Source organism: Flavobacterium sp. WC2509 (assembly GCF_052683105.1).
Window position 1 is genome coordinate 3,982,750 of sequence record NZ_JBQZFG010000001.1, and the last position, 14,979, is coordinate 3,997,728.

Sequence of the window (14,979 nt, forward strand, 5' to 3'; positions counted from 1 at the left end):
TGGCTTTTTTATTAGCTTTTAAAAATTTGGAGTTTATTGTTTAATCCCTACGCGATAATGTTTTCCTGATTTAGCTATTTCAAAAGCTTCGGTTAGATCTTCCAAAGGAAATTCTTCTCCAACAAGTTCCTCAAAAGGATATTTAGAATGATTTTTGCTTACAAAATCAACAGCATAACCCAGATCGTTTGGAGTATAATTATGAAGCCCTTTTATCGTTAAAAGATTTCGGATTATCATTTCAGCATTCACCTGAGTGGCTGGCTGGCTAAAAACAGCTCCTATCCAAACGGCAGTACCGCCAATAGTTAGGATTTCAAGCCCAGTTTCCATTACAGATGGAATTCCAGTAGTGTCTATTATTACATCAATTTCATTTTTTGAAAGAAGCGATTTTATCTCACTAGTTGATAATTTAGCGTCAATGAATTTATTTGCTCCAAATTTTTTGGCATATGCCAGACGTTCAGGATTAATATCTAGAGCAAATACATTCTTGGCACCACTTTCCTTAGCCATCGCACAAGCAGAAAGACCTAACATTCCGGTTCCGGTAATCATGACATTCTTATTTTCTAGATAACCGGCTATACGTATGGCTCCTGCCATGGTAGCATGCGTACAATTAATTGGTGCAGATTGTTTATGGCTTAAAAAATCGGGAAGCTTAAAAATTGCAGTTCCTTTTTTTAGCACGCAATGTGTGGCAAATCCTCCATTTAAACCGTCCTCAGGAATAAATTTATGATGACCGTATTTATATAGGTCTTCCGATTTTTGGGGTATTCCTTTTTTTGCCATTTTTCCATTAGCATCAAATGCATATACACACCAGGTAACTAAATCTCCTATCTTTAGCAGGTGACCATTATAATCTTTATTTATATTTTGACCTTTGCTAATAATTTCTCCAATAATCTCATGTCCTAAAACGCAAGGACAAGGTGTGGATCGTCTTCCTGTAAAGGTATGAAGGTCACTGGTGCATATCGTTGTATAGACTATGCGAACGATAACTTCATTGGAGTTTATGTCGTTTAAAATTACTTCTTGTTTTTCAAATGGTTTGCCTTCTGAGGTAAAAATCATTGCTGTTGCTTTACTTGTCATTGTTTTTTAATTTGTTTACTATTTGTAATTATTTATTTCGAAATGTTTTTTCTGTCGAAGATCAATTCTTGTAGATCTATTTATTTACTTTAAAATTAATTTTAGTTTGTATTTGACTTAGGTTTAAAGGTTTTTAAAGTGCTGTTTTTATTGTTATTACTGGCTTTGTTCAAAATTACTTTGTTTTTTATTAATATGAAAAAATATTTACTATTTGTAAACTTTATTAACCATTATTTTACATTTACGTAATATTTATGTTTGACTAGTGCTTTATTTTTGCTTAAAATTAATATCACAGGTATGTCTAAAGAAAATAAAAAATTTACAAATAGTAAAAAAATATCCACCTTTGCAATTCTGATTTCAGTTTTTGTATGTTATACTGGAATGTATGCGGTGCGCAAATCATTTTTGGCAGGACAGTACCTTTCGCTCTCTTTTGGTTATGGGTTAGATGCCAAAACTGTATTTGTAATAAGTCAGGTTTTTGGATATATGATATCAAAATTTGTAGGTATCAAGGTTATTTCTGAAATGCCAAAATCTAAAAGGGCAAAATGGCTTATCGGTTCTATTTCTTTTGGTTTACTTATGCTTGCCTTATTTGCAGTTGTTCCAGGGAAATGGAAAATAGTAGCACTGTTTTTAAATGGCTTGCCTTTAGGGATGGTTTTTGGAATTATCTTTTCTTATATCGAAGGGAGAAAAAATACAGAAATGTTAGCAGCAGCCTTGAGTGCCACATTTATTTTCTCAACGGGACTAGTAAAAACAGCGGGATTGGTATTAATGAAAAATTTTAATGCAGACGAATACAATATGCCATTTTATACAGGATTATTGTTTTTTCCATTGTTCCTTTTATCCGTATGGGTTCTTAGTAAAAACAAAGAGCCAGATGAAAGTGATCTAAAAGCAAGGTCTGAGAGAGTGCCAATGTATCATAAAGAGCGCAAAGATTTTATAAAAGATAATGGAGTAGGGTATTTTGCTTTGGTGGGTATCTATGTTATTCTGACTGTGGTTAGGGATTTTAGGGACAATTTTATGGTTGAATTTTGGACTGAGAAAGGATATTCTGGTTCTCCGCAAATAGTGACTCTTACAGAAATTCCGGTTGCTATAACTGTACTTGGGATTGCGGCGGCAGGTATAATGATACGAAACAACAAAAAAGCATTTAGTGCAGGTATGTGGCTTACTTCGGGTGGAGCAATAGTAATAATTGTTTTTACATTATTATTTAATGCCGGACTCGTATCGCCTGTAATGTGGATGATTACCACTGGAATAGGGGTTTATTTACCTTACATACTTTTTCATTGTCTTGTGTTTGAAAGATTAGTGGCAATTATGAAGTTCAAAGGCAATGTAGGTTTCTTGTTTTATATCGCTGATGCTCTTGGATATTTGGGTAGCGTTATTGTGCTTTTGCTTAAGGAAGTAATAGGTTTTAAACAAACATGGAGTCATTTTTTTATATGGCTAAATCTACAATCGGCGGCATTATTATTACTGCTTGCTATGCTTTCGATGTGGTATTTCAATAAGCGTGTTCACAATAAAAAAAAAGAACAAGTAATTGCCTTTCCTTAAAAAATGATAAAAATATAAATTGAATATGATGAATAAAAAATATGATTTAATCATAATTGGTTCGGGAGTACTGGGGACTTTCCATGCTTATCACGCCTTACAAAAAGGAATGTCTGTTGCCATTCTGGAAAAAAACAGCAAACCAGAAGGAGCAACTGTTAGAAATTTTGGTCAGGTTGTCCCTTCGGGAATGGACAGAAAGTGGCAAAATTTCGGAAAAGAAAGTCTAACTATATATAAAGATATTCAGTCGCAGTTTGATATTAATCTTCGTCAGAACGGGACTATTTATTTGGCTTCAAACGAAGAAGAAATGCAATTAATAGAAGAGTTGCATCAGATTAATATTTCGAATGATTATGAGTCAAATTTGCTTACGAAAGAACAATGTTTAGCAAAGTATGATGGTTTGCGTTCAGATTATTGCACAGGTGGATTGTTCTTTCCGCAAGAAGTAACTGTCGAACCAGCAACGATGATTCATAAACTGCATCAATATATGATTGCAAATTTAAGTCTTGATTTGTTTACAAATACTACAGTTGTAAATACTGAAAATAGAAATGGGGAAGTAGTAGCAACAACTTCGGCAGGACTAGAATACAAAGCTTCCAAAATCATTATTTGTAACGGAAGTGATTTCAAAATACTGTATCCAGAAATTTATAACAACAGTGATTTGATTGTTTCCAAACTTCAAATGTTACAAACCAAACCGCAAAATAATTATAAGTTGGATGGCTCAATTCTAACAGGATTAACGATTAGAAGATATGAGGCTTTTGAAGAATGTAAATCGTTTCAGGAAATTAAAGCAAAAGAGAATCCGAATAGTTTTGAGAAGAAATATGGAGTTCATATTTTATTCAAACAAGCTTTGGACGGTTCAGTAATTCTTGGAGATTCACACGAATACGCACCTGCAAAAGAAATTGATTCACTAGGATTTGACTTAAATATGGATATTGATAATTTTATGATTGAAGAAGCAAAAAAAATAATTGATTTACCAACTTACGAAATCCAGAACAGGTGGTTCGGAATGTATTCACAATGCAAAACCAAAGACATTTTTGAACATACGGTTGATGAAAATATTCATATCATAACTGGAATTGGAGGCAAAGGAATGACTGGAAGCGCAGGATTTGCCAAACATAATATCGATAAGATTTACAATATTTAAAATCAAAAAGTACTAAAACAAAAGGATTTAAATGTCCAATAAACATGCAAATTGTGTGTAAATAAAAAACTAAATACAATAGAAAATGAAAAGTAATAAAATTGAAATGGTTGTTTTTGATATGGCAGGAACAACAATAGACGAGCAAAACATAGTTTATAAATCACTGCATAAAGCCATTAATAAATTCGGAATTGATGTTTCTCTAGAAATGGTTTTGAGAATTGGAGCTGGAAAGGAAAAGTTTCAAGCCATTAATGATATTTTGAAACATTTGAATAGTACCGACAAAAATAAAGCGGAATCAATATTTGAATATTTCAAAGAAATCCTGGATGAACAATATCTATCTGCTAAAGTTTCTCCTATTGAAGGTGTAGAAGAGATTTTTCAAAAGCTTAAAAATGATGGTATAAAAGTAGTTTTAAATACAGGATATAGTAGTCAGGTTGCTAATACATTATTGGATAAATTGAAGTGGGAAAAAGACGTACACTATGACGCTTTAATTACGGCCAGTGATGTGATAATTGGTCGTCCTTCTCCAGAAATGATTGTAAAAGCAATGGAATTGTTTGGTATTACAGATGCTTCTAAAGTGTTAAAAGCGGGAGATTCTGAAATAGATATTGAAGAAGGCAAAAATGCTAAATGCGGCATTACAATTGGTGTTTTGTCAGGAGCACAAACCAGATCGCAACTTGAAGAAGCAAAACCAGATTATATATTGGATTCACTTGCGTCCTTATATAGTGTTTTGAATTAAAACTAAAGGAATTTCATTTTGTTTTTATATTTTTTGAATAAGGTTATCTCTGTTTTTGAGGTAACCTTTTTTAGCTATTGCTTTCAGAATAGAAGTAAAGCACCAGCATCACACAATTTTCTTTAGTTCTGTTTTCGGGAACGTGGGAAAGCCTTCCGTTAAAACATAAAGAATCGCCTTCGTTTACAATTACTTCTACATCATCAATAATATAAGTGATGCTTCCTTTGATGACATATTTGAATTCCCATGCGTCTGTAATAACTTTATCACGTTTGCTGTCAGGTTCAACTTCCAGTATAACGGCTTCAAAACCAATAGAATTTATGCTTTTGCTAAAAATATGAAAGTAGTTAAAACCTTTTGTTTCCGTTCGGTCTTCTTTTTCTATTTTTTGATAGTCTTCTTTTTTAATATGAATGTATTTGGCATTCTTAGTGTTCTCAACGCCCTCAAAAAAATAACTTATATCAGTGTTTAAAGATTGTATTAATTCAATCAAGACTGGTAAAGATGGAATTGTTCTGCCATTTTCAATTCTAGAAATTAATCCATTACTGACACCAGCTCTGTTTGCAACCTCGTTTATTGTTAAGGCGTTTTTCTTTCTAATTTCTTTTAGTCTTTTTCCAATACCAATTAAAAAATCTTCCATAATAAAATCTTCCGTTTAAATGGTAAATATAGTATAATTAGCTCCAAAGGGAGGGTTGTCGTATCTAAAAAATAGCAATTACTTTAAATTCTTCTGTCTGATATACAACTACAATATACTAGTTTAATCTTTTGGTAACTTTATGATAATCGCCGCGCTTTAATTTTACCGTCAAATAAAATTTGCCATGATATTCTTTTGCAAACGGTCAATTAGTTGTTAAATATCAATTCTTATAGGAACCGTTTTATTCTTTTAAAACATCAAAAATTAAATATCAAATAAGTCTTGTCAATCGATTTTTAGGTTTGCACAAAGACAATAATTTATTATCTCAAACATTTAAAAAAAAATAAAAATGAAAACACAAACAAGAATTTTAACTTCAATTGCCGTTTTAATGATTGCTTTTCAATCTCAGGCACAAAAAAACATGAACATAGAAAAAAGCCCGAATTTTAGATCGCTTTCGGGAATCCAAAATAAAGAAGGTAAAAAAATCAAAGATGATATTATTTTTAGATCAGGTAATTTCTCTAAACTAACAGACAATGATATTAAAATATTTGATTCTTTAAATATTACAACTATTGTCGATTTTAGAAATGATAGCGAGATACAAAAAGACCCTGATTATATTCCATCGGGACAAAAAATTGAAACTACAAGAGCAAAAATTGGTTCGATAAATGAAAAAGAAATGGGTAATTTTATGAAAATTATGATGTCGCCAAAGTTCAATGAAAATAAAGTTGATTCGCTAATGGTTGTTGCCAATAACGGATTTGCAGAAAGCATCAAAGATTTTAAACCTTTCTTTGATGAGGTTTCAAAAAAGAATACTGTTGTTTTGTTTCACTGTACTGCTGGTAAAGATAGAACAGGAGTTGCTTCATCATTATTGTTGCATATTTTAGATGTTTCTGATGAAGAAATTATGAAAGATTATTTAAGATCTAATGAAGCAATTTCAAAAACAGATTTATCAAAATATAAAGCTTATGGAATCCCAGAAGAAAGAATGGCTAAATTAATGGGAGTAAAACAGCCTTATCTTGAAGCAGCTTGGAACAGCATCATTAAAAAATACGGTAGTATTGATAAAATGTTATTGGCTGAATTTGGAATCGACCAAAAAGTGAAAAAGGAAATTAAAAAGAAGTATTTAGTAAAATAAATAGAGTCAAAAGCAAAACCGCATAATTTTTTTATGCGGTTTTTTTATAAACTAAAAGACCTAGAGATTACAGGATTTGATGGGTAAAAGTATTGTCGAATAGGAGGGAAGTGGAAGAAGTACTTCTTAAATGCAGTTATTAATTCAGGTTTAATAAATTGAAAACCAAGTCGTAAGTTCTGGCTTGGTGTTTGGTGTCGCCATCTTGTCTATCAAAACGTTTGGTTATAAAATTTGTTCTACCATTTTCTTCCATCAATCGACATTCCATCATTTCTATTTCACAAGCTTTTGCCATGAGGTAATACGCAATTCCTATTCTGCCATAAGCTGTATTCTCCAAATTGAATAGCGCTTAGCTATTTTGAAAAATTGTTCAATCAAACGATAGATTTGGTATAACTTTAATTCTCAACTTTTTTCGAGTCGCTTATTAAATACTCCGGTTTTGCTCCATTGATGCCTTGAACATTTTTAAAGATTACATCTTCGCAGTTTTTAACTTTGATTTTTGCTCCTTCTGGAAGCGTAATATTCTGGAAAGACACATTGCGGGTATAGTGTTGTTCATCAGGAAAGCCATTTATGTCTATAGTGGTTTCATTCTGTTTAGCACCGCTCATATCTAAATTAGTAAATTCGATATCCTTAAACCAACTTAATTCTGATGCAGCGGCTCCGTCGTTATTGTAATTGACATTGGTGACCAATTTTATTCTCTGTATGCTGCAATCCCGCATTACAATATTTTTTACATAACCTCCGCGATCTTTGGTTGTTTTTACTTGAAAACCATTCACTAGGGGGCCAATTTTACAATCTTGTATAAAGATGTCGCTTATGCCGCCTGATAATTCACTTCCGATTGCAAATGCGGCACCTCTAACAAGCGTACAGTCTGTAATGCGTAATCGCTCAGTGGGTTTGTTAACTAAATTGCCTTCAGGGTTTTTACCTGATTTTATGGCAATGCAGTCATCGTCGGTTGCAATTGTACAATTAAATATATAAGAATCGGTAGAAGAATCTGGGTCTATGCCGTCGGCATTTGCACCGTGGCTCGTAATTGTCAGGTCATGCATTGTAACCTGATTTGAATAAATATAATGCAAGTTCCAACACTGCGATTCTTCAAGGTTCAATCCTTGTACATCAATGTTCTGTCCATTCATGATACAAATCAATCTGCCGCGTCCGCGCTTGCCGCGCTTCGTTATCATAGCGTCACGCAGTTTATGCCCCCCGCCGCTGATTGTGCCTTTTCCGCGAATACTCAAATTGACAATATTATATTTGCCCGACCGATCTAATTTTCCTGCATTGAGCAAACTGGCAAATGTTTCCATTTCCCAGCCTTCAAATCTGTTCAGATTTAAAGGAAGATAGTCTTCGGTATCCGTACTTCCTTTTAGTATTCCCCCTTCTGCAATCAATAAAGTCATATTGCTTTTAAGAAATAAAGCACCGGTGACAAATTTACCAGCTGGTATATAAACCGTTCCTTCATTGGTGCAAACATCAATAGCTTTTTGGATAGCTTTCGTGTTTTTTGATTTTCCATCGCCAATGGCACCATAATCCAATATGTTAAATATCTTTCCGGCTTGTTTTGTTGCAGCATTTAATTTGTTGCTGTCTTCTGAGAGCTGGTCATTCTTAGCTTTTGCCTTTACGTAAAAAGAGTATTTTTTTCCCGGCAAAAGAGCTTCAACGGTAAAGTTGGTTTTGACAGATGTGCCGACTAGCTTACCATCTTTAAAAATTTGGTATTCAGTTACATCTTCATAAACTTGAGGCTTGTTCCATAAAAGGGTAATAGTGGTTGAGGTAATGCTGCTTTTGGGGATAACCAGATTTCGTGCAGGGAGTGGATTAGCAGCCATGACTGTACTTAAAGAGAAGCATAGAGAAATGAGCAAATAAAGTCTTTTAAAAAAATGCATATGAGATAATGTTTATGTCGGGGTTAATTAAAACTGCAGTAAGCTTTTCAATTTCTCTCCTAAATATTAATTTGAGTAAATAAGTAATTATTTGTGAAAATCCTTAATTTAACTTGTTAGGCAGTTCATTTATTGGTTAGGTTATATTCGGATTTTTTTAGCTGAATGTTTGCTGAACTTCTAATTGATACACTGTTTAATTTTTGTTATACTGATTCAACTCTTTTTTCTAATGGCTTTTACAAGGAAAATGTTTTACTCTTAATATTCAAGGACACTTTTTTATATTCCTTTTGAAATAAAATTCTTAGTTAAAAAAATATTAGTTTAATCCGTGGGTTAGCTGTCAGTTTAGAAAGACAACTTCTTAATTTTAAGAAGTTGTTTTTCTAAATTTATAATCTTTTTTTCTTTTCTTTTTATACAATCTTTAATAGCATCATCTTTTGTTAAGTGAAAATCACTTCCATAAAATCCAGTATTAAAATCAAATCTAGAAAGTTTGCCATAGCAACTTTTTGTTTCCATATTTACATACATTTCACATTCTATAATTCCAGTTGTGAAAGCATATTTTGTAATAAAAACTTTTTGCAACATTTTTGTTTAGTTTAAAAACCGACCTCTAGCACTGCATTGTCGTAATTGTGGGTTGAGGTTTAATTAATAATTTATTTTTACTTGTTTGATTAGTTTTAAATTGAAATATTTAGTCAATCGTCCGTTCAGTAACTTTGCCTTGAAGATAAAGTCTCTTACTAATATCTGCTAATAGTTTCCCAGACTTCATGAATGATGGTGTAAAATATACCAATACAAAAACTAAAATATATTTCATTTATTTTTTCTAAAAAAGGCGGCTCGTCCCACTGATGAACGAGCCGCCTTGCTATTCTTTATGTTTTTATTTTTGCAATATGATTTTTTGTGTGGTTACACCTTCTTTAGAAGTAACTTGTATCAAATACACTCCGGTTGCCTCAGCAGAGATATCAAACAAAACCGTTTGACTTTTCCCTGTTAATAAAACATCACGTTGTTTAATAGTCTGTCCATTCAAACCAATAATCTTTACGTTTGCTTTCCCGGATTCTAAACCTTCTAATTGTAATGAAAACAAACCAGAAGTTGGATTAGGATAGATCTTTACTGCAGATGATGACAGCTCTCCATTATTTGATAAACCTAAACTATTAACACTGGCATTTACTACATAAATATTAGGCGTAGGTGTTATAACATTTCCTGTTGTAGGATCAGTAGCCATATCATACCCAATATAAAAGCTTGGATTTGGTGGTTGATTGTAACCTGAGTTTTGCCAGGCAACTGCTACGCGATATTGCGGATCATGCATTAATGTTGGGATGCGATATGTTGTAGGAGTATCTGTAGTAAAAATAACTAGCTCTGTATTATCACTTTTACGAAGTATAGTTTCTTCTCTCCAATCCCCTAAAATATCTGCTTGTAAGCAAGGAGTAGATTTAGTATCGTTGTTTGATGTGACAGGGTAAGTTTGATAAATAGTAAATAAACGTCCAGAGCTTTTGGTTGTAGGATTCCATTTGTCAATGATGTTTTTGTCAGCTAATTCACGACCTAAGTCACCATCCCACCAAATTCCAAAGTTGTATGTTGGTACACTAGTGCTAATTGAATTGCCTTTTGAATCCCAAACGTTGCCTCCTGATGAGCCCCACATTTCATAACCTCTGTAATTAGGATCGATATCTGCGGCCATAGAACGACCTACGTCATCAGTGCCTGTAGCAATTCCCCAATTGGTCTTTCCTGTTTTAGCATCGTATTGTCTAAGTCCTAGAGGAGTGTAATTGCTTGGGGATTCCAGATTAATCCAAATTTCTTGTCCTGGACGATCTAGATCCATATCGGTCATATTTAGGGCATCTCCATGTCCCATGCCATAAGTCCATAGTGGTTTTCCATCATCGTTAATGGTACTCGAGCCATTAATTACTTCATCTTTTCCATCACCGTCTACGTCACCAATGGTCATTTGGTGGTTTCCTTGACTTGAATACGAATTGTATTCAGGGTGAGCGGGGTCTTTACTGTCAAACTTCCATAGCATTGTCAGTTGTCCATCTCTCCAGTTGTAGGCTGCACGAACCAATCTATTATAGTAACCACGACCAACGATTAAGCTTGGTCTAGCACCGTCAAGGTAGGCAACAGCAGACACGAATCGATCCTGACGGTTACCGTAACTGTCTCCCCAATCAGAGGTGTTGTCGCGGGAGGGTTGATAGTTTATCGTTGACATAGCGGCTCCTGTCAACCCATTAAAAACGGTTAGGAATTCAGGTCCATTTTGAACAAATCCGGAAGTACTGCGATAATCAACAGAAGAATTACCAATAACATTCCCTGCACCATCAATTGTACCATCTGCAGTTTTTAAAATAATTTCGGCTTTACCGTCCCCATCAAAGTCATACACCATGAATTGGTTGTAATGAGGTCCGGAATTTACGTTAATTCCTAGGTCAATACGCCATAATCGGGTACCGTCTAATTTGTAACAATCAAAAATTTGTTTCCCACTATAACCACCTGCATTGTCATTTTTAATAGTAGGTTCCCATTTTAAAATAATTTCGTACGTACCATCACCATCAACATCACCCACAGAGGCATCGTTAGCGGTATAGGAATAGGTTCTCCCATCAGGCAGCGTTCCATCTGGAGGGATTTGGATAGGAACGGATAATTTGTTGTTTTTGAGAGGGGCACTATTACCAGGGTAAATAAAAGTATTCAGTGGCCACACTGTTACGGGAGTGATTTGTTGACTTTCAACTCCGTTAATAATCGTGGTAATACTATAATTGTTGTTTTGTAAAGTAGTGTTATCTAGATAATTGGTTGAAGTTGTAATTGGAGAAGAATTAACTTTTATTCCATTACGATAGACGTTGAATGCAATGCTTTGAGGATCGTTACCAAGCAAACGCCAACTCAAATATACAGAACTGGAACTTTTTTGGATAGCTACAAGTCCTCTATTCAAGAATTCTACTTGTTTAGGAGTTGTCACTAAAGCATCCGCCACTTGTGATGTACTTAGCCTGATGGTACTGCCATAAGAGGGTCCGCCGCTGTTAATAGCATATGCTCTTGCATAATAAAATGTTCCCGGACTAAGTCCAGAAAGTGTTACGGAGAAATTACCTACGCCTCCTGCTATATCTGCAACTTTGGAGTCCGCAGTAGTAGGATTTGCATTGCTGTTACTATATGCAACTCCTCTTTCAGTTATGGTTTGTCCACCATCCGAAGTTATATTACCCCCTGATATGGCAGTAGTAGTAGTAATATTAGTTACAGCGTTAGTAGTTAGCACTGCGGGAGGTGGTGCTGGAACATAACTACGTACAATAGGTGTTTTTACACTGAGTGAATTTGCCTTTATATAGACAAGATAGGGATATGGTGCGCTTCCAATGGCAATAGAAACATTAGCTGTTGGCTCATCGATACCGCGTGTAATGGGAGAATTACGTAATTCAGATAGAGACCAGGAAGTGTTGCCCGCTGCTAATTTATGCACTCTGACAACTTGTGCATAGGCACTGCTGTCGTATTTATCAATATAAGAACAATATACATTGCCTTCGGTATCATTGATAAGACTAATTGTTTCTCCGTCTCTTGTAGAAAGATTTGATTTACCGCTCCAACCTGTTGTTTTATCAAAGTAAACGATAGTTGTTTTGTTACTATTGCCAGTGTCAAACATAGCAATACAAAGTTTGTCCTTGCCATTATTTGCGATACAGCTTTGGCGTATACCGCCAATTGGAGTTGGATTTACACTTTCAGTCCAAGAAGTGCCATTAAAGCTAAAAAGTGCCAAAGTACCATTAGCGTCACCAGTACCTGTTAACCTAGTGTACAATAACCAAGGCTTGTCGGTTGAATCAATTGCTAGACTTGGCAATGCGGCCAAACCACTAGCTGCGGGACCAGAGCCTACGGTTTCCCATGCAGCTGTATCCGAATTGAATTTTTTAACATAAGGAATTAATCCAGCATCCGTAAACGCTACATAAAGCGTATTAAAAGAATCAAAAGCAATGGAGAAACGCACCCCCTTAAAGCTAGAGTTTGCCTGATTTACGTTTCCTGTAGAAACATAAAGGGTGTTGTTATCCGCAGGATTTAAAGGACTCCAAATGTTATTCACAAAATCATACTTCTGAATTGCTAATTTAGAATTACCGGTACTACTCCCATCAATATAGGCAACATATAAATTACCAATCGGATCGGCATAAATTTGTGTAAAAGTAGCGTTAGTGCCAAGATTTGCACCAACCGGTACCCAAGAACCATCATTCAAACGCTTCTTCACTTTTGGCACTCCACTTTCGGTATAAGCTACGTAAGGAGTATAATCAACTCCATTATTCACTACAGCAATACTGGTGTAAGAGGAAGCAACAGAAGAAATAGCTTGCTCATTGCCTAAAATAGGCCATGTCTGGGCAAAAGAAAACTGTGTTGTCAAAAAACTAAAAACGGTAAAAATGGTAAGTCGAAAAAGCATCTTCCGTAAAAGAAAAGGCTTGGACTCAAAAAATATTTGCTTTTTCATGTTAATAAATTATTTAAATAATTGTTTTTTAGAAGGTTAGTGTTTTGGGTGGGATTATAAAATAAACCCAGAGAGCCTTTTATTATCCTTTGGAAAATATAAGTCTCTCTAGGTTTTTATTGAATGCTAACGTTGTACTATTTTAATTTTAAAAAATTACTGTTTAATAATCTTTTTTTAATAATTCCCATGCGCTAGATTTTCAATCGAAACAAAATTTTACTTCTGTAAATAGTATCCTAATTAAGTATTTTCTTGGTTACAACCTTGTTGTCTTGAGAAGTTACTTTTACAATTAAGGCTTGATGGTTTGCTTTCAGGTCTTTAATGGCAGTGCTATTGCCGTTTACATTTTTTTGTTCCACAACTAGTCTTCCTTGAATATCAAATACTTGGATATTGTTAATAGTGGTTGCTCCTGTGTTTACATACAAGGTTCCATTGTTTTTATATAGCTCAACACTGTTTTTGTTAAACGTTACTGCATCGACTTTTAATGTAGCTGTACTTTCTAGTTTGAATGAATAAAAATTAGCATTACCTGTTGAAGCAGACGATATAGACCCTAAACCAACAAGATTAGTATTAGTATTTGTAAATTGAGGAAAAGTCGCCGTCGGAAATTGAGCCGCAGTCCAAGCATCATAGGAACTGTCTCCATCAAAAACAAAATCAGTAAGAGCTCCAGTAACAGTATCTACAACATAAGAAATAGTATGTTTAGAAGTTCCACCAGACCATGTGCCTTTATATGCTTGATTTGCATTTGTAGTTGTAGCCTTAGAAGATTGACCATTCCATAAATTGATTTGACCATTGTTTATATTAATAATAAATCCAAAAAAATCTAGCCCAGGATTGTAACCAGTACCTTTCATTAAATTCCCATCAGTAGTATTGTATGCAATACCATTATTGGCGTCTGTAATACTAGTGGATGTAAAAGCAGTAGTAACATAAAGCGACTTATAATACCCTACCAAAACTCCTCTGCCAGCGTCGCCATTAGTTGTTAAAGCGCCACAATCAAAAGTAGCCGTCATTTTCAATTTAGTGGGTTTGGTATATGGCGTTCCTACTGTTAGACTTGGATTAGTAATATCCATAACAGCGACTGTTCCAGAACCAGCAGTTCTGAGAACTCCATCTGTAGTCCCATCTGTATCAAAAATTTTGGCAAAATCAGCTGCTGTGTTTGTTTCATTCATCCATTGTCTTCTATAGAAATTCCCCGTTGCATTCACGTCTAAAACACGCGTACCAGGAGCAACTGTATTAGTAGCTGAAGAGGCAAATCCGAAAATTGACGAACCAGCTGTTACATCGGTGGCAGATTCAAATTCATCTTGTAAAATAACCTGCGAAAACATCAGGCTTGGAAGTAACGTTAAAATAAATAGAGTAATTTTTTTCATAGTAAATGGATTAATGTTTTTAGTATTGTAATTCTGTTTCATTCGATTTGTGCTCGATTATTTTATGTTTTTTGTTTATTTATGAGCATAATTTATAAGGACTAGTAAAATTTCATCTCCGCATACTTTTTGTTTGGTTTTTGGTTAGTTAATAAAATGTTAGCAATGCAAATAAATAGGAATATTTTTTTTTTAATGATAAAATATGTACTTACTAATTGTGAAAAATGTACATTTTGGTTATAATAGCAATATAAAAATGCTTTTTTGTTTTTCTTGCCAATATTGTAAAGTATTGGTATTTAATTTGTTTTGAATGATTTATTTGAAATGAATTAAAATCAATAGTTTTTTAAGAGATGGAAAAAAATCCATCGATAATTACAAATGATGGTATTTAAAATTAAGGATCCAAAACCGTAATTTGTGGCTGCTCAATTTATGAATTGACGGTAATATTTACGTTTTGTCAGAATTTTTTAAAAACGAAAAATTGAAGTTGGAAAA

General features: G+C 34.1%; 11 protein-coding genes. 4 read left to right on the plus strand and 7 right to left on the minus strand.

Annotation, left to right across the window (positions count from 1 at the left end; translation table 11 throughout):
- Window positions 1–33 precede the first annotated feature (33 nt).
- Window positions 34–1,110: a zinc-binding dehydrogenase gene (locus tag ACUN3A_RS16555; RefSeq protein ID WP_445552393.1), complete on the minus strand. Its 1,077-nt coding sequence runs from the start codon at window positions 1,108–1,110 to the stop codon at window positions 34–36.
- 303 nt (window positions 1,111–1,413) lie between these two features.
- Here ACUN3A_RS16555 and ACUN3A_RS16560 point away from each other — a divergent pair, with 303 nt between their 5' ends.
- The 3 genes from ACUN3A_RS16560 (at window position 1,414) to ACUN3A_RS16570 (ending at window position 4,661) form a co-directional block, all read left to right on the plus strand.
- Window positions 1,414–2,709: a DUF5690 family protein gene (locus tag ACUN3A_RS16560; RefSeq protein ID WP_445552394.1), complete on the plus strand. Its 1,296-nt coding sequence runs from the start codon at window positions 1,414–1,416 to the stop codon at window positions 2,707–2,709.
- A 28-nt stretch (window positions 2,710–2,737) separates the two neighbouring features.
- Window positions 2,738–3,895, plus strand: a complete 1,158-nt coding sequence (locus ACUN3A_RS16565) for a TIGR03364 family FAD-dependent oxidoreductase (RefSeq protein WP_445552846.1) — start codon at window positions 2,738–2,740, stop codon at window positions 3,893–3,895.
- Window positions 3,896–3,980: 85 nt separating this feature from the next.
- Window positions 3,981–4,661 (plus strand): phosphonatase-like hydrolase, encoded by a 681-nt coding sequence (locus ACUN3A_RS16570; RefSeq protein WP_445552395.1) that lies wholly within the window; start codon window positions 3,981–3,983, stop codon window positions 4,659–4,661.
- A gap of 70 nt (window positions 4,662–4,731) precedes the next feature.
- On the opposite strand, the gene ACUN3A_RS16575 is transcribed toward ACUN3A_RS16570, so the two are convergent.
- Window positions 4,732–5,316, minus strand: coding sequence for a helix-turn-helix domain-containing protein (locus ACUN3A_RS16575; protein WP_445552396.1), 585 nt, complete (start codon window positions 5,314–5,316; stop codon window positions 4,732–4,734).
- Between the two features lie 358 nt (window positions 5,317–5,674).
- On the opposite strand from ACUN3A_RS16575, the gene ACUN3A_RS16580 reads away from it, so the two are divergent.
- On the plus strand, window positions 5,675–6,493 hold the full coding sequence (locus ACUN3A_RS16580; protein WP_445552397.1) for a tyrosine-protein phosphatase: 819 nt from the start codon (window positions 5,675–5,677) through the stop codon (window positions 6,491–6,493).
- A gap of 139 nt (window positions 6,494–6,632) precedes the next feature.
- Here the strand turns inward: ACUN3A_RS16580 and ACUN3A_RS16585 are convergent, their stop codons facing one another.
- The 5 genes from ACUN3A_RS16585 to ACUN3A_RS16605 all read right to left on the minus strand — a co-directional run bounded on the left by ACUN3A_RS16585 (window position 6,633) and on the right by ACUN3A_RS16605 (window position 14,472).
- A complete protein-coding gene (locus ACUN3A_RS16585) occupies window positions 6,633–6,836 on the minus strand; it encodes a HipA domain-containing protein (RefSeq protein WP_445552398.1) in 204 nt (67 codons plus the stop codon).
- Between the two features lie 61 nt (window positions 6,837–6,897).
- Window positions 6,898–8,376: a glycosyl hydrolase family 28 protein gene (locus ACUN3A_RS16590; protein ID WP_445552399.1), complete on the minus strand. Its 1,479-nt coding sequence runs from the start codon at window positions 8,374–8,376 to the stop codon at window positions 6,898–6,900.
- Window positions 8,377–8,787: 411 nt separating this feature from the next.
- The gene (locus ACUN3A_RS16595) at window positions 8,788–9,036 is read right to left on the minus strand and encodes a hypothetical protein (protein WP_445552400.1); all 249 of its coding nucleotides are present in this window, start codon (window positions 9,034–9,036) and stop codon (window positions 8,788–8,790) included.
- Window positions 9,037–9,340: 304 nt separating this feature from the next.
- A complete protein-coding gene (locus tag ACUN3A_RS16600; protein WP_445552401.1) occupies window positions 9,341–13,057 on the minus strand; it encodes a rhamnogalacturonan lyase family protein in 3,717 nt (1,238 codons plus the stop codon).
- A 239-nt stretch (window positions 13,058–13,296) separates the two neighbouring features.
- Complete coding sequence (locus ACUN3A_RS16605; RefSeq protein WP_445552402.1) at window positions 13,297–14,472, minus strand: T9SS sorting signal type C domain-containing protein; 1,176 nt, start codon at window positions 14,470–14,472, stop codon at window positions 13,297–13,299.
- Window positions 14,473–14,979: the final 507 nt, after the last annotated feature.

Coding starts and splice junctions, on each gene's coding strand:
- ACUN3A_RS16555 (WP_445552393.1), bottom strand. CDS start 1,110: ATGACAAGTAAAGCAACAGCAATGATTTTTACCTCAGAAGGCAAACCA.
- ACUN3A_RS16560 (WP_445552394.1), top strand. CDS start 1,414: ATGTCTAAAGAAAATAAAAAATTTACAAATAGTAAAAAAATATCCACC.
- ACUN3A_RS16565 (WP_445552846.1), top strand. CDS start 2,738: ATGAATAAAAAATATGATTTAATCATAATTGGTTCGGGAGTACTGGGG.
- ACUN3A_RS16570 (WP_445552395.1), top strand. CDS start 3,981: ATGAAAAGTAATAAAATTGAAATGGTTGTTTTTGATATGGCAGGAACA.
- ACUN3A_RS16575 (WP_445552396.1), bottom strand. CDS start 5,316: ATGGAAGATTTTTTAATTGGTATTGGAAAAAGACTAAAAGAAATTAGA.
- ACUN3A_RS16580 (WP_445552397.1), top strand. CDS start 5,675: ATGAAAACACAAACAAGAATTTTAACTTCAATTGCCGTTTTAATGATT.
- ACUN3A_RS16590 (WP_445552399.1), bottom strand. CDS start 8,376: ATGGCTGCTAATCCACTCCCTGCACGAAATCTGGTTATCCCCAAAAGC.
- ACUN3A_RS16595 (WP_445552400.1), bottom strand. CDS start 9,036: ATGTTGCAAAAAGTTTTTATTACAAAATATGCTTTCACAACTGGAATT.
- ACUN3A_RS16600 (WP_445552401.1), bottom strand. CDS start 13,057: ATGAAAAAGCAAATATTTTTTGAGTCCAAGCCTTTTCTTTTACGGAAG.
- ACUN3A_RS16605 (WP_445552402.1), bottom strand. CDS start 14,472: ATGAAAAAAATTACTCTATTTATTTTAACGTTACTTCCAAGCCTGATG.